The sequence below is a fragment of the Pontibaca methylaminivorans genome (genome assembly GCF_900156525.1).
GTDB classification, from domain to species: domain Bacteria; phylum Pseudomonadota; class Alphaproteobacteria; order Rhodobacterales; family Rhodobacteraceae; genus Pontibaca; species Pontibaca methylaminivorans.
Genome location: NZ_FTPS01000001.1, coordinates 100,220 through 125,854, shown reverse-complemented (window position 1 = coordinate 125,854; position 25,635 = coordinate 100,220). Strand labels below are relative to the sequence as shown.

The 25,635-nt window shown below is 67.0% G+C and carries 22 protein-coding genes; 12 read left to right on the top strand and 10 right to left on the bottom strand.

Annotated features, from left to right (window positions below; translation table 11 throughout):
* Positions 1 to 184 precede the first annotated feature (184 nt).
* The 3 genes from B0B01_RS00625 (at position 185) to B0B01_RS00615 (ending at position 3,177) form a co-directional block, all read left to right on the top strand.
* On the top strand, positions 185 to 685 hold the full coding sequence (locus tag B0B01_RS00625; RefSeq protein ID WP_076646332.1) for a flavin reductase family protein: 501 nt from the start codon (positions 185 to 187) through the stop codon (positions 683 to 685).
* A gap of 74 nt (positions 686 to 759) precedes the next feature.
* On the top strand, positions 760 to 1,761 hold the full coding sequence (locus B0B01_RS00620) for a hypothetical protein (protein ID WP_076646330.1): 1,002 nt from the start codon (positions 760 to 762) through the stop codon (positions 1,759 to 1,761).
* A gap of 123 nt (positions 1,762 to 1,884) precedes the next feature.
* Positions 1,885 to 3,177: an O-acetylhomoserine aminocarboxypropyltransferase/cysteine synthase family protein gene (locus B0B01_RS00615; RefSeq protein ID WP_076646328.1), complete on the top strand. Its 1,293-nt coding sequence runs from the start codon at positions 1,885 to 1,887 to the stop codon at positions 3,175 to 3,177.
* Positions 3,178 to 3,283: 106 nt separating this feature from the next.
* Here the strand turns inward: B0B01_RS00615 and B0B01_RS00610 are convergent, their stop codons facing one another.
* Positions 3,284 to 4,063: an SIMPL domain-containing protein gene (locus B0B01_RS00610; protein ID WP_076646325.1), complete on the bottom strand. Its 780-nt coding sequence runs from the start codon at positions 4,061 to 4,063 to the stop codon at positions 3,284 to 3,286.
* Positions 4,064 to 4,200: 137 nt separating this feature from the next.
* Here B0B01_RS00610 and B0B01_RS00605 point away from each other — a divergent pair, with 137 nt between their 5' ends.
* Entirely contained in the window at positions 4,201 to 6,420 is a 2,220-nt protein-coding gene (locus B0B01_RS00605; protein WP_076646323.1) for a hypothetical protein, read from the top strand.
* Between the two features lie 66 nt (positions 6,421 to 6,486).
* On the opposite strand, the gene pgl is transcribed toward B0B01_RS00605, so the two are convergent.
* The 3 genes from pgl to B0B01_RS00590 all read right to left on the bottom strand — a co-directional run bounded on the left by pgl (position 6,487) and on the right by B0B01_RS00590 (position 9,059).
* A complete protein-coding gene (pgl, locus tag B0B01_RS00600) occupies positions 6,487 to 7,182 on the bottom strand; it encodes a 6-phosphogluconolactonase (RefSeq protein WP_076646321.1) in 696 nt (231 codons plus the stop codon).
* Positions 7,179 to 8,639, bottom strand: a complete 1,461-nt coding sequence (zwf, locus tag B0B01_RS00595; protein ID WP_076649971.1) for a glucose-6-phosphate dehydrogenase — start codon at positions 8,637 to 8,639, stop codon at positions 7,179 to 7,181. Before zwf ends, pgl begins: the two co-directional genes overlap by 4 nt.
* A 150-nt stretch (positions 8,640 to 8,789) precedes the next feature.
* Complete coding sequence (locus B0B01_RS00590) at positions 8,790 to 9,059, bottom strand: usg protein (RefSeq protein ID WP_076646319.1); 270 nt, start codon at positions 9,057 to 9,059, stop codon at positions 8,790 to 8,792.
* A 235-nt stretch (positions 9,060 to 9,294) separates the two neighbouring features.
* Here B0B01_RS00590 and gyrA point away from each other — a divergent pair, with 235 nt between their 5' ends.
* Positions 9,295 to 12,015: a DNA gyrase subunit A gene (gene gyrA, locus B0B01_RS00585; RefSeq protein WP_076646317.1), complete on the top strand. Its 2,721-nt coding sequence runs from the start codon at positions 9,295 to 9,297 to the stop codon at positions 12,013 to 12,015.
* A 69-nt stretch (positions 12,016 to 12,084) separates the two neighbouring features.
* On the opposite strand, the gene B0B01_RS00580 is transcribed toward gyrA, so the two are convergent.
* The 3 genes from B0B01_RS00580 to B0B01_RS00570 form a co-directional block, all read right to left on the bottom strand.
* On the bottom strand, positions 12,085 to 13,560 hold the full coding sequence (locus B0B01_RS00580; RefSeq protein WP_076646315.1) for a carboxypeptidase M32: 1,476 nt from the start codon (positions 13,558 to 13,560) through the stop codon (positions 12,085 to 12,087).
* Entirely contained in the window at positions 13,557 to 14,711 is a 1,155-nt protein-coding gene (ctaA, locus tag B0B01_RS00575) for a heme A synthase (protein ID WP_076646313.1), read from the bottom strand. The genes B0B01_RS00580 and ctaA overlap by 4 nt, the downstream gene beginning before the upstream one ends.
* An 80-nt stretch (positions 14,712 to 14,791) precedes the next feature.
* The gene (locus B0B01_RS00570) at positions 14,792 to 15,535 is read right to left on the bottom strand and encodes an RNA methyltransferase (protein ID WP_076646311.1); all 744 of its coding nucleotides are present in this window, start codon (positions 15,533 to 15,535) and stop codon (positions 14,792 to 14,794) included.
* A gap of 163 nt (positions 15,536 to 15,698) precedes the next feature.
* On the opposite strand from B0B01_RS00570, the gene B0B01_RS00565 reads away from it, so the two are divergent.
* Entirely contained in the window at positions 15,699 to 16,334 is a 636-nt protein-coding gene (locus B0B01_RS00565) for a thiamine phosphate synthase (protein WP_076646309.1), read from the top strand.
* 134 nt (positions 16,335 to 16,468) lie between these two features.
* Positions 16,469 to 17,164: a DUF502 domain-containing protein gene (locus B0B01_RS00560; RefSeq protein ID WP_076646307.1), complete on the top strand. Its 696-nt coding sequence runs from the start codon at positions 16,469 to 16,471 to the stop codon at positions 17,162 to 17,164.
* Here B0B01_RS00560 and B0B01_RS00555 read toward each other — a convergent pair.
* Both B0B01_RS00555 and B0B01_RS00550 read right to left on the bottom strand, forming a co-directional pair.
* Positions 17,157 to 18,173, bottom strand: a complete 1,017-nt coding sequence (locus tag B0B01_RS00555) for a patatin-like phospholipase family protein (protein ID WP_076649970.1) — start codon at positions 18,171 to 18,173, stop codon at positions 17,157 to 17,159. The genes B0B01_RS00560 and B0B01_RS00555 overlap by 8 nt on opposite strands.
* Positions 18,174 to 18,238: 65 nt before the next feature.
* Positions 18,239 to 19,012 (bottom strand): 3-hydroxybutyrate dehydrogenase, encoded by a 774-nt coding sequence (locus B0B01_RS00550; protein ID WP_076646305.1) that lies wholly within the window; start codon positions 19,010 to 19,012, stop codon positions 18,239 to 18,241.
* Positions 19,013 to 19,337: 325 nt separating this feature from the next.
* On the opposite strand from B0B01_RS00550, the gene B0B01_RS00545 reads away from it, so the two are divergent.
* The 4 genes from B0B01_RS00545 to B0B01_RS00530 all read left to right on the top strand — a co-directional run bounded on the left by B0B01_RS00545 (position 19,338) and on the right by B0B01_RS00530 (position 23,842).
* Positions 19,338 to 21,140 (top strand): extracellular solute-binding protein, encoded by a 1,803-nt coding sequence (locus tag B0B01_RS00545; protein WP_076646303.1) that lies wholly within the window; start codon positions 19,338 to 19,340, stop codon positions 21,138 to 21,140.
* Positions 21,141 to 21,299: 159 nt separating this feature from the next.
* The gene (locus B0B01_RS00540) at positions 21,300 to 21,530 is read left to right on the top strand and encodes a hypothetical protein (protein ID WP_076646301.1); all 231 of its coding nucleotides are present in this window, start codon (positions 21,300 to 21,302) and stop codon (positions 21,528 to 21,530) included.
* A gap of 117 nt (positions 21,531 to 21,647) precedes the next feature.
* Positions 21,648 to 23,177 carry a class I adenylate-forming enzyme family protein gene (locus B0B01_RS00535; protein ID WP_076646299.1) on the top strand — a complete coding sequence of 510 codons (1,530 nt, stop codon included), beginning with the start codon at positions 21,648 to 21,650 and terminating at the stop codon, positions 23,175 to 23,177.
* Positions 23,174 to 23,842 carry a DsbA family oxidoreductase gene (locus tag B0B01_RS00530; protein ID WP_076646297.1) on the top strand — a complete coding sequence of 223 codons (669 nt, stop codon included), beginning with the start codon at positions 23,174 to 23,176 and terminating at the stop codon, positions 23,840 to 23,842. Before B0B01_RS00535 ends, B0B01_RS00530 begins: the two co-directional genes overlap by 4 nt.
* A 50-nt stretch (positions 23,843 to 23,892) precedes the next feature.
* Here the strand turns inward: B0B01_RS00530 and B0B01_RS00525 are convergent, their stop codons facing one another.
* Positions 23,893 to 24,213 (bottom strand): hypothetical protein, encoded by a 321-nt coding sequence (locus B0B01_RS00525; protein WP_076646295.1) that lies wholly within the window; start codon positions 24,211 to 24,213, stop codon positions 23,893 to 23,895.
* Between the two features lie 125 nt (positions 24,214 to 24,338).
* Here B0B01_RS00525 and B0B01_RS00520 point away from each other — a divergent pair, with 125 nt between their 5' ends.
* Positions 24,339 to 25,619, top strand: a complete 1,281-nt coding sequence (locus B0B01_RS00520; RefSeq protein WP_076646293.1) for an MFS transporter — start codon at positions 24,339 to 24,341, stop codon at positions 25,617 to 25,619.
* Positions 25,620 to 25,635 lie beyond the last annotated feature (16 nt).

The following is a 25,635-nucleotide window of genomic DNA, read 5'->3' as shown; positions in this document are numbered from 1 at the left end:
TGAAGGGGGTCAGCACATATGATCGCGCGGCGGTTGCATCGCCGCGGGAGGGATCGGGGCCGGACATGTCCGCGCCCGTGGCCGGTGCAATGCGGTTGCGGGGAGGCGTGGCATGAGCGGCCGGGATTCTGGACAAAGCGGTTGCATCGTGGCACCCCGGCAGGAAACCACCGAGGCATCTGACTTGAGCGGCGAAACCACTTTTGTCCCGGGACCGGAAACGGAAGCCGAATATCGCCGGGCGCTCGGCTGTTTCGGCACCGGCGTGACGGTCGTGACCCATATGACCGAAAACGGACCGATCGCGATGACGGCGAATTCCTTCGCCTCGGTGTCGCTCGATCCGCCGCTCGTGCTCTGGTGTGCGGCCTATCGGTCGCGCCGCCACGCGCTGTTCGCGCAGGCGCGCCATTACGCGATTCACGTCATGCGCGACGATCAGCTGCATCTTGCGCGCCATTTCGCCCGCAAGGGGCATGATTTCAGCGTGGCCGACTGGACGACCAATGCCGAGGGGCAGCCGGTCCTGTCGGATTCGCTGGCCAGTTTCGAATGCGTCCGCGATGCGGTGCATCCAGCCGGGGATCATTCGATCATCGTCGGCCATGTGCTGCGCTGCACCGTGCATCCGGGGTCGGGGCTGCTGTTCAAGCGCGGCCAGTACGGCGGGTTTTCCGACCTGTGATCGTCGGCTCCGCCCCCGCGGGCGGGGCGCAAGTGTGTGATAGAGTGGCCGGGGTATGGCCGGGACAAGGCGGCATGACGAATTCCGGGGCTGCGCGGCCCTTCAACATCCTGATCGTGGCCCAGAAGGGGCGACTGCAATACGAGGCGCTGCTTTTTGCGGCCTCGCTGCGTCACAGCAGCCCGGGCTTTGCCGGCCGGCTTTTCGTCGCCGTGCCGCAGCCGGGGCCGCTCTGGGACGGGGATCCGGGCATTTCGGATCCGGATCTGCGCGACATGCTCCTGCAGCTCGGGGCGGAGATCCTGCCGTTTCATTCGCAGGTGTTCGGGCGGGACTATCCCCATGGCAACAAGATCGAGGCGCTTGCCGCGCTTCCCGAGGGCGAGCCCTTCGTGTTCTTCGACAGCGATACGCTGATCACGGGAGAGCTTGCCGCGGTGCCGTTCGATTTCGCCCACCCCTCCGCCTCGCAGCGCTGCGAGGGGACATGGCCGGTGCCGACGCTCTACGGGCCCGGCCGCGAGGACATCTGGCGCGCGCTGTTCGAGCGTTTCGGGCTCGATTTCGAGACGAGCCTCGACCCCGGGCGGCGGCGCGATGACTGGCGGCGCTATCTCTATTTCAATGCGGGCTGGTTCTACCACGCCTGCCCGCGCCGTTTTGGCGCGCTGTTCCTGGACCACGCGCGGACGATCCGAGACGATCCGCCGGTCGAACTGGCGGGGCAAAGCCTTGATCCGTGGCTGGACCAGGTGGCGCTGCCGCTCGTGATCCACCGGCTGGGTGGCGGGCGCGACCGGTTGCCGCCGGGCCTGCTCGATGGCGCGGTGAGCTGCCATTACCGCCATTTCCCGCTGCTTTACGCGCGCGAGGGCGACCATGTGGTCAGGTGCCTTGAAACCGTGGCCGCCCCCAACCGGCTCAAGAAGCTGCTGAAGGCGCATCCGCCGATCCGGCGGCTGGTCTATCGGGGCCATGGGGCAAAGGTGCGCGGATTGTTCGATCGCGACCGCCTGCCGCCGCGTGAACAGGCGATCCGCAACCGCATCCGTGCCGCGGGGCTCTGGATGCGCTAAGGGCGCGGGGGCGGCCCCGCCCGGCCTGCCCCTGCCCCGTCGTCTCCCGCGCTCCACAGTTGTGCCGGAGGGCGCAATCGCCTAATCCAGCGGCAACCATACAAGCCAACGGGAGAGCTACTGATGACAGAAGGCCGTGAAAAGGGCTTCGAGACCCTGCAGATTCATGCCGGGGCCCAGCCCGATCCGACGACGGGCGCCCGCCAGACGCCCATCTATCAGACCACCTCTTTCGTGTTCCGCGATGCCGATCACGCGGCCCGGCTCTTCAATCTGGAGGAGGTCGGCTATATCTATTCGCGCCTCACCAATCCGACGATTTCGGTCCTGCAGGACCGCATGGCAGCGCTTGAGGGCGGTGTCGGCGCGGTCTGCTGCGCATCGGGCCATGCGGCGCAGATCATGGCGCTGTTTCCGCTCATGGGGCCCGGGCTCAACGTGGTGTCGTCGAGCCGGCTTTACGGCGGGACGGTCACGCAGTTCTCGCAAAGCTTCAAACGCTTCGGCTGGGAGGCCCGGCTGGTCGATTTCGACGATTTCGACGCGGTGCGCGCGGCAATCGACGAAAACACCCGCGCCCTGTTCTGCGAGGTGATCAACAACCCCGGCGGCTCGATCACCGATATCGAGGCCATCGCAAAGATCGCGGACGAGGCCGGGATTCCGCTGATCGCCGACAACACCGGCGCGACGCCCTACCTTTGCCGTCCGATCGACTTCGGCGCCACCATCGTGGTTCACGCGATGACCAAATACATGACCGGCAACGGCACGGCGATGGGCGGCGCGATCATCGATTCGGGCAAGTTCGACTGGTCGGCCTCGGACAAGTTCCCCTCGCTCAGCCAGCCGGAGCCCGCCTATCACGGGCTGAAGTTTCACGAAACCTTCGGCCCGCTCGCCTATACGTTCTTCGGCATCGCCATCGGCCTGCGCGATCTCGGCATGGTGCTGAACCCGCAGGCGGCGCATTACACGCTGCTCGGGCTGGAAACCCTGTCGCTTCGCATGCAGCGCCACGTGGAGAACGCCGTCAAGGTCGCGACCTGGCTCGAAAATGACGACCGGGTGGAATACGTCACCTATGCCGGGCTGGAATCCTCGCCCTATTACAAGGTCATGCAGCGGATCAGCCCCAGGGGCGCGGGCGGGTTGTTCACCTTCGCGCTCAAGAACGGGTATGACGCCTGCGTGAAATTCGTCGACTCGCTGGACATGTTCAGCCATGTGGCGAATTTCGGAGACGCGCGCAGTCTGGTGATCCACCCGGCCTCGACCACCCACCGCCAGCTTTCGCCCGAACAGCTCAAGGCGGCGGATGCCGGGCCCAATATCGTGCGCCTGTCGATCGGGCTCGAAGACCCGGAAGACATCATCGCCGATCTCGACCAGGCGCTGACCAAAGCCACCGCCTGACCGCTCACCCGCTTGATGCGTGGGCAGAAATGACAGGAGGGCCACGGTCACCGCGGCCCTCCTGTTTCGTTCCATCGCCCGTCAGCGGGCGGTGAGCAGGCCGGGATCACTCGGCGGATTCGTCGCCGCCGCCCGCGCCGTTTCCGGTTGCAGGATCAACGCTCAACGCATCGTCGTTGCCTGCGTCCTCGATCGCAAAGACCATCGCCACCGACGCGTTCAGCTCGATTTCGCCCTCGGCCACCGGCACCGCGCTTTCGCGCGAATCGGCCATGGCCGCCATCATCCGCGGCATGGGGCGGGCGCCGCTCTGATCGTTGATGCGGATCACCGGTCCGAGCCGCACACCGGCCGCCTCGGCCAGAAGCTCGGCCCGCGCGCGCGCATCCTCGACCGCCTTGCGCCGGGCATCGTCCTGCGCCGCGTCGGGTTCCTGCAGGCCAAAGCTCAGACCGTTGAATTCATTCGCGCCATCCTCGACCACCGCACCCAGGATATCGCCGAGCGCCCCGAGATCGCGCACCCGCACGGTGACGGTGTTGCTGGCGACGTAACCGGTGATCTCGGCCGGCCGGTCGGCATCATTCTGCCTCCGGTCGGACCAGAGCGGCGAAAGCGCGATCCGCTGGGTCTGCACGTCGCGCTTTTCCAGCCCCAGTTCCTCGAGCCGCGAAAGGATGTCGCCGACCTTGCCCGAGGTCTCGGTCATCGCCGCCTCGGCCTCGTCCGCCTGACTGGTCACGCCGAGCGAGATCGTCGCCATGTCCGGCACGGCTTCGACCCGGCCCTCGCCGGTCACGGTTATCTGTCGCGTCATGTCCTCTGCCCAGGCGGCAGTGGTCATCACGATCCCGAGTGCAGCAGCCAACAGCGTCTTGGTTTTCACGTGGATCCTCCTGTAAATGGCGGTCACAATGGACCACCCTTGCCGCCTCTGGCAAGATGCTGCAAACCGCCCTGCCCGGGCCCCCGGGATCCGGGTGCCAGACCCCCGCCCACCAGACGCAGGCGTCAGGAGAGCATATGAACGATCACGCAACCGAACCGGATTTCGCGCTGTCGCGCACGGAGCGGCGCGTCACGCTGCTGCATCGCGGTGATGACGGCTGGCAACTGCTGGGCGAGGTGGACCGGGACGCCCCGGATTTCGAGGCCGCCATGGCCGGGCTCAGGCAGCAGGCCGAAGCCCTCGCCGGAGGACCCCCGGACTGCAAGATCATCATACCGGACAACGACATCCACTATCTGGGCATGGATACGGGCGAGGTCGATTTCGGCAGCCGGATCCGTGCTGTGCGCAAGGAACTGCGGCGGCTGATGCCCGACGGCCTGCAGGGATTGCGCTATGATATCGCCACCGAGGGCCCGCGCACGCAAGTCGCGGCCGTGACCAGGGCGACCCTGCAGGAGGCCGCGGATTTCGCCCGCGAACACGGGTTCCAGCCGGTGCGATTCGTCGCCGCCTGGAGCGGGGGCGGCTTTGCCGAGGAACCGTTCTTCGGCATGGCCGAGCCCGAGCCCCCGGTCCGCGCGGAGGACGCGGCCGCACCGCCCGCCGAAGCCGGCGCCGGCGCGAATCCGCCGAAAGGGTCGGAAGCGTCGGGCGACCACGAAACCGGCGCCGACGCCGCACCCCAGGGCGAAGCACGGGAGCCCCGCGCCCCCGCTCCGCTGTCCGCGGGCCGGAACCGGCCGCCCGCCCGCGGCCGGACCGCGCCGCGCCCCCCCGCGGCAGGCGAGGGTTCGGCCCTGCATCGCAGCCCGGTCATGGCGGCGGCGCTGGTCCTGCTGCTCCTGGCGGGCAGCGTCTGGCTGTTCTTTCTTCAGGGCAACACGGCCCCGGATCGCCGGATCGCGCGCGAGGACAGCCTCGGCACGACCACGGACGGGTCAGGAGAGATCGACGAACTGACCGAAACTGACGCCGCGGTGCTGGATGCGATGCGCAAGGACCGCGAAACCGCGGCAGGCACGGGTGAAACCACGCCGGATGATGCCCCAGAGACGGACATGGCCGCGCGCGAAGACGCAGAAACCGACGCCGCCGCCGGGACCAGCCCCGCCGCGCAGGACAGCGCGGATGAGAGCGACGGGGCAACGACCGACACCGCCCGGCTGAGCGACCCTGCGGCGCCCCGGATCGCGCCCGGCGAACTGCCCGTGGCGCCCGCACCGGACGGGACCGCGGCCGGGCGCGAGGGAACCCCGCTCCCCGCGCCGCTCGCCCGGCCCGGTGAGGCGGGGCCCGATGACGACGGAAACGGCGCCGTGACTGCGCAACCCGACGCGGACGGAACCGCCGGCGAGACCGCTGAGACCGCTGATGCCGCTGACGGGGACTCGGCACCTGATGCCGGGTCCGAGGACCGGTTTTTCGTCTCGGGGCTTGCAAGCAGCCTGAGCGTGAGCGGCGTGCGGATCTACGAGGGCCGCCCGCCCGTCGTGCCCCCGGCCCCACCTGCGCGCGATGGGGAAGATGGGGAAAACGTCGCGGAACAACCGGCAGAAACCCCGGCCGAAACGCAGCAGGCATCGGATGGGGCAGCGGCCGGAACCGCCTCGGAAACCCCGACGATCCGGCCGCGCCTGCGGGCCGGGGACAGCACCGCGCCCGACAGCGACGCGGCGGAGACCGCGACCGCCGGTTCCCCCGATGCAAGCCGTGCCGAGGCCGCCCGGCCGGCCGACATGCCGCGCCCGGCCCTGCGCCCCGAATCGGTCGGCTCGCAGGTCAGCCGCATGCTGGCCGAGGGGCTGGTGGATGATGGCGCGGACGAGGCGCCCGGGACGGTGCAGACCGCGAGCCTTTCGGACAGCGCCCAGGCGGTCGCGCAGTCGCGCACGCCGAATGCCCGGCCCGAAACGCTCGTGACGGCCGCGGCCAGTGCGGCGGCGAGTGCAGCCGCCGCCCCCACCCAGGCCGCGGCGCAGGCCGCACCGGCACCGGCGCCCGCTCCGGCACCCGCCCCGGCTCCGGCGGTGCAGCCGAGCGCACCCTCCTCGGCCTCGGTCACGCAGCAGGCCACGCTCGGCAGGACGCTGAACCTGCGGCAGATGAACCTGATCGGGGTCTATGGATCCGCGAACAACCGGCGTGCGCTGGTGCGGCTGTCCAACGGACGCTACCAGAAGCTGAAGGTCGGCGATTCGCTCGACGGCGGGCGCGTGATCGCCATCGGCGAAAACAACGTCCATTACCAGAAGGGCGGGAACAGCTATACGCTGGTGATGCCCGCAAGCTGAGTTCGGGCAGAGCCCCGGTCCGGTCCGAACGGGCCATGGGCCTGCCCGAGCGACATCACGCCGGGATCACTCCGCCCAGTGCACCTTCATGTCCGCAAACACCGCGCGGACCGGCGCCTCGGTGTCCGACAACCGGCCTGCGCGTTCGATCATGGCGCGCTTTTGCGCCCCGTAGATCACGAGGTGCTTTTTCAGCGCCCCTTCGAGTACCGGCGCCGTGAGGGTCAGGCGCCGTTCGGGCTGGCCGGGCGGGGCCATGGCGGCAATTGGCGGCGCGTCGTCGGCAAGCGCCTCGGCAAGGCCCGGGGTGCCGGGAAACAGCGAGGCCACATGGCCGTCCTCTCCCATCCCGAGCAGCAGGATCGACAGCGGCAGCAGCGGCTCGACCGCGGCCGAAAGCTGCGCCAGTTCCACGACGTAATCGCCGGCATGTTCCCCGGCCGGTTCCTCGTCCGGGATCCGCAGCGGCAGGAACTGCGCCATGGCGGCGCGGTCGACCAGCAGATGCTCGCGGATCAGCCGCTCGTTCGAGCGGGGATGGTCGGCCGGCACGCAACGCTCGTCGGTGGGCAGGATGGTCACCTTGTCCCATTCGAGCGGCGCCGCGCAGAGCGCATCGAACACCGCCCCCGGCGTGGTCCCGCCCGGCACCGCCATGCTGGCGCGGTCCTGGCTCAGCAGGGTTGCGTTGAGTTCCCCGGCGATCTGGTTCGCAAGGTCGATCGCCAGCATGTCGCGGTCGGGATATTCGATCAGTTTCATGGTCGGATTCCTCGCCATTCGCGGTTGTCGCGCGCCAGCAGCAGCTCGGCGTCGCGCGGCCCGGTGCTGCCGGTCTCGTAGGGTTTCGGGACATCGCCGCGCGCTTCCCAGCCGGCGATGATCGGATCGGTCCAGGCCCAGGCTGCCTCGACCTCGTCGCCGCGCATGAACAGGGTCTGGTCGCCCCGGATCACATCCATCACGAGCCGCTCATAGGCATCGGGGGGATGTTCACCTTCGGGTCCGAGCGCCTCGGCAAAGGTCATGTCGAGCGGCACATCGACAAGGCGCATCCCGCCGGGGCCCGGATCCTTGATGGTGACCTGCAGCGTGATGCCTTCGTTCGGCTGCAGACGGATGGTCAGCACATTGATGTGTCGCCCGCCCTCCTGCCCGAAGATCGCATGGGGCGCATCCTTGAACACCACGCTGATCACCGAGGAGCGCGCCACCAGCCGCTTGCCGGTGCGCAGGTAGAACGGCGTGCCGGCCCAGCGCCAGTTGCTCACATGAACCCGCAGCGCGATATAGGTCTCGGTGGTGGAGCGCGGATCGCCGACCGCCTGGCGATAGGAGGGGTGGTCGGCCTCGCGCCCCGGCATGGCCTCGTACTGGCCGCGCACGATGTGATGCGGCAGCACCGGGTCGAGCGCGTGGATCACCTTCAGCTTTTCGTCGCGCAGCGTATCGGGCGAGAACCGCGCCGGCGGCTCCATCGCGGTCAGGCAGAGCAGCTGCATCAGGTGGTTCTGGATCATGTCGCGCATGGCGCCGGCGCGGTTGTAGTAATCGGCGCGGCTGCCGATGCCTTCGCTTTCGGCCACGGTGATCTGGATGTGGTCCACATACTGGCTGTTCCAGAGCGGTTCGAACAGCATGTTGGCAAAGCGCACCACCATCAGGTTCTGCACCGTTTCCTTGCCCAGATAATGGTCGATCCGGTAGATCTGGCGCTCGGCGAAGTTCGACGCGAGCATGGCGTTGAGGTCGCGCGCGCTGTGAAGGTCGCGCCCGAAGGGCTTTTCGACCACGATCCGCGTGCCGGGCGTGACCAGATCGTAATCGCGGATGCGCCGGGCAAGTTCGGCAAAAAGCATCGGGCGCACCGAGAAATAGAAGGCCCGCACATGGCCCGGGTCGAGATGCCCGGCAAGGTCGGTCCAGCCGGTCTCTCCCAGCGCGTCGAGCGGAACATAGTCGAGGCAGGCCAGGAACCGCCCGAGCGCCGCCTCGTCGCAGCAGCGGTCGGAGGATTGTTCGCGAATCGCATCCGCTGCCACTGCGCGGAAGCTTTCGGCATCGTGGCGGGTCTTGGCGGCACCGATCACCCGCGCGCCCGGTGACATCTGCCCGGCGCAGAAGCGGCGGAACAGCGCCGGCAGGATCTTGCGGCGGGCAAGATCCCCGGTCGCGCCGAAGATCACGAGGTCGAAATCCTCGACGGGGATCGTCCGCATCCCCGTGCGCGCATCCGAATCGGACTCGTCCTCCACGACACCCCCCTGATGCAGGTCGAGGGTGTCATTCTGCGCATTTCCGCCCCCGGTCACAAGCAGGGAGCACGAAAACCCTCCGCAGACCCGGTTCGCGGCCAGGCCCGGAGCCCGTCAGTGGAGGGTGAATTCACCCACGATGTTTTCCCAGTTGCCCGACGACAGCAGCCGGCGATGGGTGAAGCGCACCGAGTGAAGCGGCCCCTCGATACTGTCCTGCCAGAACTCGATGAACCGGAACAGCCGCGGATGATCCGGCGCAAGGTCGTAGTCCTGCCAGACATAGCTGTTCAGCACATGGCGGAAATCCGGCATCCGGTAGAAGAATTCGGCCGTGGTCAGCCCGTAACCCTTGAGCATCAGCTCCGTCTCGCCCGCGCCCATGCGGCACCTCCTTTTCGTGCCTCCCATGACTCATGATTGCGCATAAAAATTAAATTTCAACAAAAACAGCATATTGGCAGGTATGCCTGCTGGCTGCCAAAGGCCGCGGGCAAGTGCCATTGCAGGTGCCACGCGGCCTCTGATAGAGTGGCGCACAACACCCGGAGCAGTTACAGAGATTGGCGCAGAACACGTGAACGACCAGCCCGAACCACCTGAAAACGAAGATGATTCCATGCCCGAGAGCCCGCTTCCCGAAGGCCCGAGCATTTCCATCGAATCCGAGATGCGCACGTCCTATCTGGATTACGCCATGTCGGTCATCGTCAGCCGCGCGATCCCCGATCTGCGCGACGGGCTGAAGCCGGTTCACCGCCGCATCCTCTATGCCATGCACGAGGTCGGCAACACCCACGACAAGCCCTATCGCAAATCGGCCCGTCCCGTGGGCGACGTGATGGGGAAATACCACCCGCATGGCGACGCCGCGATCTATGACGCGCTGGTGCGCATGGCGCAGGATTTCTCGATGTCGCTGCCCTTGCTCGACGGGCAGGGCAATTTCGGCTCCATGGACGGGGACAATGCCGCCGCCATGCGCTATACCGAGGTGCGCATGGCGCGCCCGGCGGATTTCCTGCTGGCCGACATCGACAAGGATACGGTCGATTTCCAGGACAACTATGACGGCAAGGACCGCGAACCGACCGTCCTGCCCGCGCGCTTTCCCAACATGCTGGTCAATGGTGCGGGCGGCATCGCCGTCGGCATGGCGACCAATATCCCGCCCCACAACCTCGGCGAGGTGGTGGATGCGACGCTTGCGCTGATCGACGACCCGGACCTGACCAGCGAGGATCTGATCGCCTATGTGCCCGGACCCGATTTTCCGACCGGGGGAGTGATGCTCGGCCGCTCCGGCGCGCGCAAGGCCTATCTCGAAGGGCGCGGCAGCGTGATCCTGCGCGCCCGCACCCGGATCGAGGAAATCCGCAAGGACCGCTTTGCCGTGGTGGTGGATGAAATCCCCTATCAGGTGAACAAGGCGGCGATGATCGAACGTATCGCCGAGGCCGCGCGCGACCGCCGGATCGAGGGCATCGCCCATGTGCAGGACGAATCCGACCGCAACGGCGTGCGGGTGGTGGTCGAACTGAAACGCGACGCGACGCCCGAGGTGGTGCTGAACCAGCTGTTCCGCTTCACGCCGATGCAGACCAGCTTTGGCTGCAACATGCTGGCGTTGAACAGCGGGCGCCCCGAACAACTGACGCTGCGCGATTTCCTGTCGTATTTCATCACCTTCCGCGAAGAGGTCGTGGCCCGGCGCACCGCCTATCTGCTGCGCAAGGCGCGCGAGCGCAGCCATATCCTCTGCGGGCTTGCGGTTGCGGTCTCGAACGTGGACGAGGTCGTCGCGACGATCCGCGCCAGCGCGGATGCCGCCGAGGCGCGCGCCCGGCTGATGGAGCGGCGCTGGCCGGCGGCCGACATCGCCGCCTATATCCGGCTGATCGACGACCCGACCCACAAGATGAACGAGGACGGGAGCTATAACCTTTCCGAGGCGCAGGCGCGGGCGATCCTCGATCTGCGCCTCCAGCGCCTGACGCAGCTCGGCGTGCGCGAAGTCACCGACGAACTGGAAGAACTGGCGCGCAAAATCCGGGATTATCTGGATATTCTGGCCTCGCGCGAACGCATCATGGCGATCATCGCCGATGAACTCCGCGAGGTGCGCGACCTCTTCGCGGTGCCCCGGCGCACCGAGATCGCCGACTGGTCCGGCGACATGGAAGACGAGGACCTGATCGAGCGCGAGGACATGGTCGTCACCGTCACCGCCGGCGGCTATATCAAGCGCACGCCGCTTGCCGATTTCCGCAGCCAGCGGCGCGGGGGCAAGGGGCTTTCGGGGATGCAGACCAAGGAAGAGGACGTGGTGACCACGCTCTTCGTGGCCAATACCCATACCCAGCTTCTGTTCTTCACCACCCGCGGCATGGTCTACAAGCTGAAGACATGGCGCCTGCCGCAGGGGGGGCGCACGGCAAAGGGCAAGGCGATCGTCAACATCCTGCCGATCCCGAGCGGCGTCTCGATCGCCGCGATCATGCCGGTGGACCGCCCCGAACCCCAATGGGACGACCTGCAGATCGTGTTCGCCACCAGCGCCGGCGATGTGCGCCGCAATGCGCTTGGCGATTTCACCAATGTCATGCGCAACGGCAAGATCGCCATGGATCTGCCCGAGGGGGTCGAACTCGTGAACGCCCGCATCGCCTCGGAAGAGGACGACGTGATGCTGGTCACGCGGCGCGGCCGGGCGATCCGCTTTCCGTCCACGGATGTGCGGGTGTTCAAGGGGCGCAAATCGACCGGCGTTCGCGGCATCCGCCTGGCAGATGGTGATGGTGTCGTGTCGATGGCCGTGATCCGCCATTTCGAAACCGACCCGGCCGAGCGCGCCGCCTATCTGAAGATGCGCCGTGCGGTGGCCGGCGCGCTCGATGACGAGGCCGAACCCGACGAGGACGAGGAAGCCGTTCCCGAGGGCAGCATCACCCAGGAACGCTATGCCGAGATGTCGGCGGCCGAGGATCTGATCCTGACCATCACCGCCCAGGGCTCGGGCAAGATCAGTTCGAGCCATGACTACCCGGTGCGCGGTCGCGGCGGTCGCGGCGTCGCGGCCATGGACCGGGCCATGCGCGGGGGCGACCTGGTCGCGGCCTTCCCGGTCGAGATGGGCGATCAGGTCATGCTGGCCACATCGCGGGGGCAGTCGATCCGGGTGCCGGTCGAGGGGATCTCCTTCCGCTCGCGCAGCGCCGGCGGGGTCAAGGTGTTTGACACCGGCGCCGATGAGGAAGTGGTGAGCGTCGCCTGGATCGCCGACCAGGAGGACGAAGGCGAGAACGGCAACGGCAACGGTGACGGACCGGGGCAGGACTGACCCCTGCCCCTTCCCCGCTTTCGCGCGCTGTCCGGTCAACCTTGAGCCGGGCGGCGCGTTGCTACCCGTTCAGAGCCCGTAAAGCGCCCCGAATTTCGCCTCGAGATATGACAATAGCGGCTCTTCGGACAGGGCGTCGCCGGTTGCGCGCGTGATCAGGTCGCGCGGCTCGAACAGGCGTCCATGGCGCTGGAGCCGCTCGCGCAGCCAGTCACGCGCCGGAGAAAGATCGCCCTGCGCCAGCGCCGCATCAAGGTCGGGCAGATCGCGCCGCAACGCCGCATGCAGGCAGCCGGCATAGACATTGCCCAGCGCATAGGTCGGGAAATAGCCGAACAGCCCGACCGACCAGTGCACATCCTGCAAACAGCCGTTCGACGGGCGATCGACGCCATAGCCGAAATCCGCCGCGAACCGTTCGTTCCAGGCCGATTCCAGATCCGCCACGTCAAGGGTGCCGAGCATCAGCGCCCGTTCCAGGTCGAAACGCAGCATGATGTGCAGGTTGTACTGCACCTCGTCCGACTCGGTGCGGATATGGCCGCGATGGACCCGGTTCACCGCCGCGTGGAAGGCATCCTCATCCGGCAGCGCGGCGCCCGGGAAGGTCGCGGCCATGCGCCCGCGCAGCCAGCCGCAGAAGGCGCGGCTGCGGCCAAGCTGGTTCTCGAACAGCCGGCTCTGGCTTTCGTGCACCCCCATCGACGCGCCCTGCCCGAGCGCTGTGAGCGCATATTCGGGCGCGATCATTTGTTCATAGACCGCATGGCCGGCTTCGTGGATCACCGAATAAAGGCAGTTGAAGGGATCCGCCGGATCGGTGCGGGTGGTGATGCGCACATCCGCGCCGCTGCCTTCGCAGAACGGATGCACCGCCTTGTCGAGCCGCCCGCGCCCCCAGTCGTAGCCGAAGGTGGTGGCCATCTCGCGGGCAAGGTCCATCTGGCGGCCCGTGTCGAAATCGCCGCTCAGCGCCGCGGGTTCCGCGCGTTCGAAGATTGCCGCGCGCAGGGCGGTGAGGCGCGGGCGCATGGCATCGAACATCCGCGCGATCTCGGCCCCCGTGAGCCCCGGCTCGTAATCGTCAAGCAGCGCATCATAAGCGTCGCGCCCCGTGCCCTCTGCCAGCGCGCCCGCCTCTTCGCGCTTGAGCGCGACGACCTCTTCCAGCACCGGGCGAAAGGCAGCGAAATCCTCGGCCGCGCGGGCCTCGGCCCAGGTGCCCTGCGCCTGCGACGTGACCTGTGCGAGCCGCTGCGCCAGCCGCGCCGGCACCTTCCGTGCCCGGGCATGTGCCCGCGCGATCTCGCGCAACTGCGCGGCGCCGGCCGCATCCGGCGCCTCGGCCGCGGCGAGCCAGTCGCCAAGGCGCGGGTCCGAGCGGCGCGCATGAAGAACGCCTTCGATCGCGGCCATTTCCTCGCCCCGCTGGGCGGCGGCACCGCGCGGCATCACGGTTTCCTGGTCCCAGCCAAGCCGCCCGGCGATCGCCGCCAGCGCCTCGGTCTCGCGCTGGAATGCCATCAGTTCGTCAAAGGGCGTCATCGCCGCACCTCCCGTAGCGAAGTAACCTGCGGATAATTCGCAAGGAATCGCGCGCGCAGGATCAGCACGAAAACTGCGATCGCGCCCAGTTGATGCAGGATCGCCACCTGCCAGGGCACGCCGTAGACCACCGTCAGGATGCCGAGCACGAGTTGCAGGAACAGCGCCGCAAAGGCGAGCGAAAAGGCAAAGCGCACCGCTTCATGAACGCTGCGACGCCCGCGCAGGAACGCAAAAACGCCAAAAGCCAGAAGCAGATAGGCAATGATACGGTGAATGAACTGCACAAGCCCCGCGTTCTCGAACAGGTTGCGCCAGGCCGGCTCGATGATCCAGGCGTTCGGCGGCACGATCTGCCCGCCCATCAGCGGCCAGTCGGCAAAGCTGCGCCCCGCGTCGATCCCGGCCACCATGGCGCCAAGCAGGATCTGCAGGAACGCGAAATGCAGCCACCCGGTCGCGATGCCGAACAGCGCCCCGTCGCGCGAGCGGCGTGCCTGCATGAGGTCACGCTCGGTGCGGCCGAGCAGGAACACATACCAGGCGAGCACCCCGAGAATCGCGAAGGCAAGCCCCAGATGCGTGGCAAGGCGATAGCTCGCGACCGCGACCGCCCCCTGCCCCGCCGTGATGCCCGAGGCAACCATCCACCAGCCGACCGCGCCCTGCGCCGCGCCCAGCAGCCCCGGGATCAGCAGCCGCAGATGCCAGCCCGGCGGAATGCGCCGCGCCAAAAGGAAGCCTGCGAAACCCAGCGCCCAGACCAGCCCGATCAGCCGGCCAAGCTGGCGGTGGCTCCATTCCCACCAGTAGATCACCTTGAAATCGGCAAGCTCCATCCAGCGGTTCTGGATGCTGAACTGGTCGATTGCCTGATATTTCTCGAACTCCGCCTGCCAGTCGGCCTCGGACAGGGGCGGCAGGGCGCCGCTGACCGGGCGCCATTCGGTGATGCTGAGCCCGCTTCCGGTAAGCCGGGTCAATCCGCCGACCGCGATCATCATCACCACAAGCGCGAACAACAGGATCAGCCAGGCCCGGATCGCCCGCCGTGCGCCGCGCCGGCCCCGGTCGATCCCGCCGGGCGCGGTTGCCGGCTGCTGCGCACCCTCAGCCGGGACCTCTTCGAAAATGCTGCGTTTGCCGCTCATGTGATCCTCGCCCTTTCTCCTTGCGGCGCGAGCCTATGCGGGCCGGCCGCTCCCGTCCAGAAACCCCGGAGCCCCGCCGCTCAGCCGCGTTCCTTCCAGCGCACCATCTGGCGCAGGATCCCGTGCAGAAGGCGCACGTCGGAACTGGTGAGCGCCAGCCGCGACCAGAGGTTGCGCAGCCCGAGCTTCATCTGCGCCGCCTTGTCCTCGGGATAGAACAGCCCCGCCTCGTCAAGCCGGGCCTCGTAATGCCCGGCCAGATGTTCGATCTCCTGCGCGCTGGCCCAGCCGGACTCGTCCGGGGCCTCGACCCGCGCCACCACCGCCTGCGTCGCCCGGCGCCATTCATAGGCCGCAAGCAGCACGCATTGCGCAAGGTTGAGCGAGGGAAAGGCCGGATTGACCGGCACGGTCATGATCGCGTTGGCCCGCGCCACATCCTCGTTCTCAAGCCCCGCGCGCTCGGGGCCGAACAGCACCGCGACCTTTTCCCCACCGGCGATCCGCGCCGCCGCTTCCTGCATTGCCGCCTCGGGGCTCAGCACCGGTTTGTTCAGTTCCCGCGGCCGCGCCGTGGTCGCGACGACCCAGCTGCAATCCCCGACCGCCGCGTCAAGATCGGCACAAGGCACCGCCTCGTCGAGCAGCCGCCCCGCCCCGCTCGCCATGGCGCTTGCGCTCGCATTCGGCCAGCCGTCGCGGGGCGCGATCACGCGCATGTGGTCGAGCCCGAAATTCCACATGGCGCGCGCCGCCGCGCCGATGTTCTCGCCCATCTGCGGGCGCATCAGGACAAAGCGCGGCTGCGGGTGTTCGGCACTCATGCGGGCTCCGTTCGGCATCCCGGCACGCCTCGCGCCGGATTTCTCCCGTGCGATAGAACGGCGGCGGGCCGGAAACAAGGCAAGGGTGTCGGCGGGTGCGAAAACCCATGGGCTTTCCCGCTGCGAAGGGCTAGACATGCCGCGGTTTTCGCGAGGACGCCCCATGAGCACAGACGAGCAGCCACAGCTTTACCTGATCACACCGCCGAGGATCGACCCGGGGTTTCCCGATCTTCTGGCGCGGATACTCGATGCCCGCGAAGTCGCCTGCCTGCGCCTCGACCTTGCCGGCGCGCGGGAAGAGGACATCGCCCGCCACGCGGATCCGCTGCGCGAGGTCGCCCATGCCCGCGAGGTGGCGCTGGTCATCAGCGATCATGTGCTGCTGGCGCAGCGGCTCGGGCTTGACGGGGTTCACCTGCGCGACGGGGCGCGTTCGGTGCGGGTGGCGCGCCATATGCTCGGCGCGGATGCGATCATCGGCAGCTATTGCGGCACCTCGCGCCACGAGGGCATGAACGCGGGCGAAGCGGGCGCGGATTACATCGGGTTCGGCCCGGTCGGCGAGACCGGGCTTGGCGACGGCAGCCGCGCGGAGGGCGACCTGTTCGCCTGGTGGTCCGACCTGATCGAGATCCCCGTGGTGGCCGAAGGCGGGCTGACGCCCGACCTCGTGGCGATGCTCGCACCTGTGACCGACTTTTTCGGCATCGGGGCGGAAATCTGGGATCACGAGGCGCCGCTTGCCGCGCTCGACGCATTGCTGGCGCCGCTCGGAAACGGGCCGGCCGCCCGCTGACGCCCCGAAGACCGGGCAAGGAACACATGCCTTCGGACGCAGGTCTGCGGGCATGGATTCCAGCGCTTCCTGACAGCAATTGCCGCGGCGGTTGATTGCACCTAACCTGCGTCGGCCTGCCGCAGGAATCCGCCATGAGCACGATCTCCGACGACAATCCGAAACGCCGCCCGCCCCGGTTCAAGGGGCTGCGCTCCTCGTTCCTCACGGGGCTCGTGGTGATCGCGCCGGGGGCGCTCACGATCTGGCTGATCTGGGCCGCGATCGGCTGGATCGACGGGGTGGTGCTGCCGCTGATCCCGGACCGCTTCCGCCCCGAAACCTATATCGGCGTGAACCTGCGCGGGGTCGGGGTGCTGATCTTTCTCGTGTTCACGGTGATCGTCGGCTGGCTCGCCAAGGGGCTGATCGGGCGGTCGCTGATCCGCTATGCCGAGGGAATCGTCGATCGCATGCCGGTGGTGCGCACGATCTATGCCGGGATCAAGCAGATCTCGGAGGCGGTGTTCACCGACACCGGGCGCAAGTTCGACAAGGTCTGCATGATCGAATACCCCCGCAGGGGCGTCTGGGCGATCGGTTTCATCTCGGCGCCGGCGCGGGGCGAGATCACGACCCGCGCGGGCGCCGGCGACGATCTGCTCGGGGTGTTCGTGCCGACCACGCCGAACCCGACCTCGGGCTTCCTGCTGCTGGTGCCGCGCGCGGATGTGATCGAGCTCGACATGTCGCTTGAGGACGGGGCCAAGCTGATCATCACCGCGGGCCTTGTCTATCCATCCGAATCCGCCCCGCGCAGCCCGCCGGAGCCCGCCGCGCCGCTCAGTTGACCAGCGCCGCAAGGTCGACCGTGCCGCGGCGGTTCAGATCGTCCTTGTGCCTGGCCAGAAAGCTGTCGGCGGCGCGCCACCCGGCCAGCTTCAGCCGGTCGAGCACGAACGGGTTGGGCGTCATCTTGGTGGCGACCGAAAGCCCGGCCATGAGCTCATCATCCGAAATCATGTGAATCCGGATCCGGTTCATGCGCCCGGCGCCCATGAGCCCCTCGTCCAGAAGCTCCTGCACGAAGGCGATGGCGCGGATCTCGCGCAGAAGCGAGGAATTGAAGCTGATCTCGTTGATCCGGTTATAGATCTGCTGCGCCGTGACCGGCACATCCTTGCGCTCGAGCGGGTTGATGCTGACCACCACGATATCGGCCGGCCGCCCCTCGCCGAACAGCGGAAACAGCGCCGGATTGCCGGTATAGCCGCCGTCCCAATAGGCTTCCGATTCTCCGGTCGCGGGGTTTTCGATCTCGACCGCCTGGAACAGGTTCGGCAGGCAGGCCGAGGCGAGAATCGCATCGGTGGTGATGTCGGCGTCCTTGAACACCCGGATCTTGCCGTCCCGCACCCGCGTCGCGCTGACGAAAAGTTCGGGCAGCGCCGCCGCGCAGACATGTTCGTAATTGAAGGCCTCGACCACCTTGCGCAGCGGATTGCGCCAGAGCGGGCCATAGACATAGGGCGAAACGAACCGTGCCCAGACATCGGCCATGGCATAGAGCGGCGAATATTCGAGGCCGCGCGCGATCTGGAGCGGATCGAACATCTGCATCCACCCCGTATGACTGCCCTCGGGCAGCGCCCCCATCCGCTCCCACAGCCATTCGAGGTTTTCCCGCGCCCCGTCGCGCCCGCCATACATCATCCCGGCCTTGAAGGCGGCTCCGTTCAAGGCCCCGGCAGAAGTCCCTGAAATGGCGGCGATTTCCACATCCTCCTCGTCAAGGAAGCGATCCAGAACGCCCCAGGTAAAGGCACCATGGCTGCCCCCGCCCTGAAGGGCGAGATTGATCCGCTTCGGCTCAGGGGCCGGTCCTTTCCCGGTTTCACCGCCTCGTCCGGTTGCGGCCGCCCCGCTCACATCGCGGTCCAGCCGCCGTCGACGCTGATGGCCGAGGCGGTCATCTGCGCCGCCGCGTCCGAACAGAGGAACAGCGCAAGCCCGCCCAGTTCATCCACGGTCACGAATTCCTTGGAGGGCTGGCGTTCGAGAATCACCTTTTCGATCACCTCGTCCCGACCCATGCCGTATTGCTTCATCGTGTCGGGAATCTGGGCATCGACCAGCGGCGTGTGGACATAGCCCGGACAGATCGCGTTCACGGTGACGGGCTCTTTCGCGGTCTCCAGCCCGACCGTCTTGGTCAGGCCGAGAACCCCGTGTTTCGCCGCGACGTAAGCCGATTTGAACGGGCTTGCGCGCAACCCGTGGGCGCTTGCGATATTGATGATCCGGCCCCAGCCGGCCTTGCGCATCAGCGGCAGGGCGGCGGCGGTGGTGTGAAAGGCGGAACTCAGGTTGATGGCGATGATCGCATCCCATTTCCCGACCGGAAATTCATCGACCGGCGCCACATGCTGGATGCCGGCGTTGTTCACCAGAATGTCGCAGCGGCCGGCCCGTTCGATCAGCGCGCGGCATTCGTCGCCTTTCGACATGTCCGCCTGGATGTAGCGCGCGGTGACATTGCACTCCGCCGCAATCTCCTGCGCGAGCGCATGATCGTCGTCGCCGTCGGTAAAGGAGTTCAGCACCACATCGGCACCCGCGCCCGCAAGCGCCCGCGCGATCCCCAGCCCGATTCCCGAGGTGGACCCGGTGATGACGGCAGTCTTTCCAGAGAGGGACATGACCCTGTGCTCCTTTATTTGTGATGAGGCTCTGTCTGGCGCCCCCGAGTCTTGCGGATATGGTGGCGCCCATGCAATCCCCTGCAGGCGGTCCTGAACAAGACCGGATCCCGCATAAAAAAACGCCCGCACGAGGCGGGCGTCAAGTCATTGAGGCAGGTTTCATACAGGCAAGAAACCTATCGAGCAGTGCCCTACTTATAGGCGTTCTTTCCGGGACTTCCAAGCTAAAAGTTTGAAATGACGTTAATCCCCCGGTAACGTCGCCCACGCAAAATAACCGGGCAGGAACGGTATCGGATTGGGGCAGGTCACTCTTCCACGCATGAATGCACTGGCAGCCCTGCTGCTGGGCGCGATGCTGTCCGCCCTCGCCGCAACGGTGCAGGCCGCGCCGCAGCACGCCATGGCTATGTACGGGGAACCCGCGCTCCCACCGGATTTTGTGGCGCTCCCCTATGCGAACCCCGATGCGCCCAAAGGCGGGCGGATCGTCCTGGGCGACACCGGCAAGTTCGATTCGCTGAATCCTTTCGTGCAGAAGGGCACCCCGCCCTGGCAGCAGAGCTTCTGGGGTTATGAATCCCTGATGGGCCGCTCCTGGGACGAACCCTTCACCCTTTACGGGCTGCTGGCCGAATCGGTCGAGACTCCGCCCGACCGGTCCTGGGTCGAATTCACCCTGCGCGACTCCGCCCGGTTCTCGGACGGAAGCCCGGTGACCGTCGAGGACGTGATCTGGTCCTTCGAAATCCTGGGCAGCGAAGGCCACCTGCGCTATCGCAGCCTCGCGCGGCAGATCGAATCGATCGAACAGACCGGCGAGCGCAAGGTCCGTCTGACCTTCAGCACCAATGACCGCGAACTGCCGCTGATCGCGGGGCTGCGCCCGATCCTGAAAAAAGCCCAGTGGGAGGGGCGCGATTTCGCCCGCGCGAGCTTCGACCCGATCCCGATCGGCTCCGGGCCCTATGTGGTCAGCGCCTACGAGGCGGGACGATATGTCACCTTCCGCCGCGACCCCGATTACTGGGGCAAGGATCTGCCCTTTCGCCGCGGCACCCACAATTTCGACGAGATCCGGGTCGAATTCTACGGCGACGAGACGGTCCTGTTCGAGGCCTTCAAGGGCGGCGAACTGAGCGCCCTGCGCGAATTCAACGCCGAACGCTGGGAACGGCGCTACACCTTTCCGGCGGTGCAGCGCGGCGACATCGTCAAGACGGAAATCCCCCATGGCCGGCCGACCGGCATGACCGGCTTTGCCATGAACACCCGGCGCGCCCCGTTCAATGACTGGCGGGTGCGCGAGGCGATGCTGCTGGCCTTCAACTTCGAATACATCAACGACACCATGACCGGGGGGACGCAGCCGCGCATCCGCTCCTATTTCGACAATTCCGACCTCGCCATGGGTCCGGGGCCGGCGCAGGGCGCGGTGCGCGGGCTGCTCGAACCCTTTGCGGACAGCCTCCCGCCCGGGGCGCTCGAGGGCTATTCCCTGCCGCGGGGCGACGGCACGGCGCGCAACCGCAGCAATCTGCGCAAGGCGGCAAGACTGCTTGCGGATGCGGGCTGGCAGGTCCGGGGCGGGCGCCTGCGCGACGAAAACGGACGGCCGTTTTCCTTCACCGTGCTGCTGCGGCAGGGGGATACCGGCAACCAGACGGTGATGAACCTTTATTCGCAGGCGCTGGGGCGGCTCGGCATCGACATGCGGGTGCAGCCGGTGGACGACGCGCAATACGAGGCCCGCATCGCCCAGTATGATTTCGACGTGACCACCTTCCGGCGCGATCTTTCGCTCAGCCCCGGAAACGAACAGCGGCTCTACTGGGGCAGCGAAGGGGCCGAGCTTCCGGGCACGCGCAACCTGCCCGGCATCGATTCGCCGGCGGTCGATGCCATGATCGACCGCATGCTGCGGGTCGAGAGCACGGGGGATTTCACCGCCGCGGTCCGAGCGCTCGACCGGGTGCTGACCAGCGGGCGCTACGTCATCCCGATCTGGCAGTATGACATGGGACGAATCGCACACAGGAAAGAGCTGCGTCACCCTGAAACGCTTCCCGTCTATGGCGACCAGCCCGGCTTTTTCCCCGATGTCTGGTGGTACGAGCCCGGCTGAACCTGATCATTTACGCGACGTAAGAGTTCCATATCAGCGGAATATCGCCTTTTCTCTGCGTTGCAGCGTGCTAATATCTGTGCTGTTGCAGAATCTGGCACATGATTGGCTGCGAGGTTTCGACGAGGGTCGGCACATGGTGCGCTACGGTAGAATCTCATGACGTGGGCTGATCTCACAAACAGCGGCGGGTTGTGGTTCATCCGTATGAAGGCCCGGTTTCCCCATATCGAGGACAGCGCGATCGAGATCGCACGCGCCGATCGTGCCTGTTTCGAGGCCTATCTCGCGCGGGTGCACAACATCACCACGACCGAAGCCCGGGAGGAAATCGAAGATTTCCTCTTTTTCGAATCCCTCACCCGCGAAGTCACCGGCTTTTCCGGCTGAGGCTCGCGCGGCCATGCCGCGGCCCGTTCTTCCGCCCCCTTTCCGTTCCGGCTTCTCTCTCCCCGAACCGGCCGGCCCGGCCTTGCATTGCCCGGCGGGCGCCTCTAGCCACGGAACATGCTGTCCATCTTTGATGAAGGGCCACCGCCGCCCTGTCCTGCCCCGTTCAACCTGGCCGCCCATGTGCTCGGTCGTGCCGGCGCACGGCCGGACAAGCCCGCGCTCCTGCTCCTTGGCGGCAGCGCGCCGCAGGAGTCGCAGGAATGGAGCTTTCGCGACCTTGAACGGGCGGTGCGGGCGACGGGCAGCGGGCTTCTGGCCGAGGGGCTCGCCCCCGGCGACATCGTTCTCATGCGGCTCGGCAACAGCGTGGATTTCCCGATCGCCTATCTTGGCGCCATCGCCGCCGGGCTGGTGCCGGTTCCGGCCTCGGCGCAACTGACGGGGCCGGAGATCGCGGCGCTGATCGCAACGCTTGCACCCAAAGCGGTGCTGCGCGACCCCGCGGTCGCCAGCGCGCCCCATCCGCACGAGATACCGCTCGGGCGGCTGCAAACGATGCGCAGCGGCCCGCCCTGCGCCTATGCCATGGGCGACGCGGATCGCATGGCCTATGTGGTCTATACCTCGGGCACATCGGGGCAGCCGCAGGCGGTCGCCCATGCGCACCGGGCGATCTGGGCGCGGCAGATGATGTTCGAGGACTGGTACGGGCTGCGCGCGGATGACCGGCTGCTCCATGCCGGGGCGTTCAACTGGACCTTCACCCTCGGCACCGGGCTCATGGACCCCTGGACCATCGGCGCGACGGCGCTGATTCCATCGCCCGGAACCACGATTGCCGCGCTCCCGGCCCTGCTGCGCAAGAGTCGCGCGACGATATTTGCCGCCGCCCCCGGAGTTTACCGCAAGATCCTGCAGTCGGGCGAAAAGATCGACCTGCCCGACCTGCGCCACGGGATCTGCGCCGGGGAAAAGCTGTCGCCCGCGCTGCAAGCCGCCTGGCGCAAGGCCACCGGCACCCCGCTTTACGAGGCATTCGGCATGTCGGAATGTTCGACCTTCATTTCCGCCGGCCCGGGATTTTCCGTCGGGTCGGGCACGCTCGGGCGCCCGCAGAAAGGCCGCCGCGTCGCCATCACCGATGACAGCGGGGAGCCGCTGCCGCTGGGCGAGGCCGGGACCATCGCCGTCTCGCGCCGCGATCCTGGGCTCATGCTCGGCTATCTCGGCGCGGACGAGGCGACGCAAAGCCGGTTCCGGGGCGAATGGTTCCTGACCGGGGACCAGGGAACGATGGCCGCTGACGGGCAGATCTCCTATCTCGGGCGCGGGGACGACATGATGAACGCCGGAGGCTTTCGGGTCTCCCCGCTCGAGGTCGAAGAGGTGCTGAACGCCCATCCCGGCATCCGGCAGGCGGCCGTCACCGATGTGGAGATCAAACCCGACACGCGCATCATCGTCGCCTTTTACACCGGCCCGGTTCCCGTGCCCGCGGCCAATCTCGAGGCCCATTGCGCGCAGAACCTCGCCCGCTACAAGCAGCCGCGCGCCTTCGTGCATCTTGACGACCTGCCGCTCGGCGCGAACGGAAAACTGCGCCGCAGCGCGCTGCGGGCCCATTTCAAGGCGGAACAAACATGAGCGAAAACATCAACACTCGCCCTGAACTCCCTGCAAGGCTTGATATTTTCTCCGATCCCGTCTGCCCGTGGTGTTATATCGGCAAGGCCAGCCTCGACCGGGCGCTGGCCGAAGCGCCGGACAATCCCTTCGCGATCCAGTGGCACCCGTTTCAGCTGAACCCGGAGATGCCGCGCGAGGGCATGGAGCGGCGCGCATATCTTCGCGCCCGTTTCGGCAACGAGGAGGCGGTCGTGAAGGCGCATCTGCCGGTGATGGAACATGCCGAACGCGCGGGGCTCACGATCGACCTTTCCGCGATGAAACGCATGCCCAATACGCTCGACGCGCATCGGCTGATCCACTGGGCCGGGATCGAACACCGCCAGAACGCCGCCGTTGATGCGCTCTTTGCCGCATATTTCGTCGAGGGGCGCGACATCGGCGATCACGAGACCCTGGCCGACATCGCCGATTCGATCGGAATGGATGCGGCGGTGGTGCTGCGCCTGCTGCAATCGGGGTCGGATGTGGAAAACATCCGCGACCGCGATGCCGAGGCCCGCCGCATGGGCGTCGGTTCGGTCCCGACCTTCATCGTTGCCGGGCGCCACGCCGTTCCGGGCGCACAGCCCTCCGCGCTCTGGCTCGAGGTGATTTCCGAACTCTTGGGCGGGGCGGAATAAACGGCCGGTGCGGCGAAGGGAGGAAGCACTCCGCACCGGCCATGCCGAGTTCAGAAGACGAGCTCGGTCTTATCCAGATCGACCTTTTCGGTCGCGATCATCGGCTGGTCGCCCTCTTCCGAGAAAACGACGAGATTGAGTTGGTCATGGGCCAGGGTCAGGCGGCAGAACACGTCCTGACCAGCATATCCGGCCGGGCATTGCTCGAGGTCGATATGCGGCACCACGTCCTCGAACAGCGCGTAGCTGATGCCCGGTCCGTTGCCGCCCGCGTCCGGGGCCGCAGCATCTTCCGCCCCGGCCATAGCCGCGCCGGAAACCAGCAGAACCGCTGCAAGGCCTGTCGCCGTGATCTTCATCGTGATTTTCATCTGTCGGCCTCTCCCGGGTGACTCGCTGGTTTATCTCTTAGTCTTTCTGTCAGGATAAGATCAAGCCCCTTCTGGCGCCTGCCCCGTTCCCGTGATAGGCGCGGCAATTCATTGCCGAGGAAACCATGACCCTTACCGAACGCGGCCAGAGAATGGGCCAGGCCGAATTCATCGCGCTGATCGCGATGACATTCGCCACGATCGCCTTTTCGATCGATTCGATGCTGCCCGCCCTGCCCCGGATCGGCGCCGAGCTGAGCCCCGGGGACATCAACCGCGCGCAGCTCGTGCTCACGGCCTTCGTACTGGGCATGGGGCTTGGAACATTCGTGACCGGGCCGCTGTCGGACGCTTTCGGGCGCAAGCCGGTGATCTATGCCGGCGCGGTGATCTATGTGATCGGGGCCTTCGCCGCATGGGTCGCGCCGACGCTCGAGGTGATGCTCGCGGCACGGGTGGTCCAGGGGCTCGGGGCGGCGGCGCCGCGGGTGGTCTCGCTGGCCATCATGCGCGACCTTTATTCAGGCCGCGTCATGGCGCGGATGATGTCGATCGCGATGATGGTCTTTGCGATCTTCCCGGCCTTTGCGCCGCTTCTCGGCACCGGGATCATCGTCCTTGTCGGCTGGCGCGGGATCTTCCTCGGTTTCGTGCTGTTCACGCTGATTGCGGTGCTCTGGCTCGGCCTGCGGCTGCGCGAGCCGCTGCCGGTGCCGGCGCGCCGCCCGTTCCGCCCCGCGCTGCTCGTGGCGGCGGCGCGCGAACTCATGCTGCACAAGATGGTGCGGCTCACCATCATCGTGCAGGGGCTCTGCCTCGGCATGATCTTTACCATGATCACCATGGTGCAGCAGGTCTATGACGTGATCTTCCTGCGGGCCGAGAGCTTTCCCTTCTGGTTCGCGACCATTGCCATCATTTCGGCCAGCGCGAGCCTTGTGAACGCGGTGATCGTGGTACGGTTCGGGATGCGCCGCATCACCACATGGGCGCTTGGACTCGAGGGACTCTGGACGCTTGCGGTCATGGTTCTGGTGCTGGTTTCGGCCCTGCCCGACCGGCTCATGTTCCCGCTGTTCCTCCTGTTCCAGGCCAGCGTGTTCCTGACCGCCGGCATGACCATCGGCAATCTGAACGCCATGGCGATGGAGCCCATGGGCCATATCGCCGGCATGGCGGCCTCGGTCATCGGGGCGCTCTCGACGGTGATGGCGGCGGTGATCGCGGCGCCGATCGGGCTGCTGTTCGACGGGACGCTGCGGCCCATGGTCGGCGGCATCCTGATCATGGCGGCGGGCGGCTTCCTGCTGATGCTGCGGATCCGCGTGATCGAGCGGCGCGAGGGGCGCCGCCCGGGCGGGGGATCCGGCGGGGATGCGGGCGGGGGCTCTGCCCCCGTCGCCTGACGGCGACTCCCCCGGG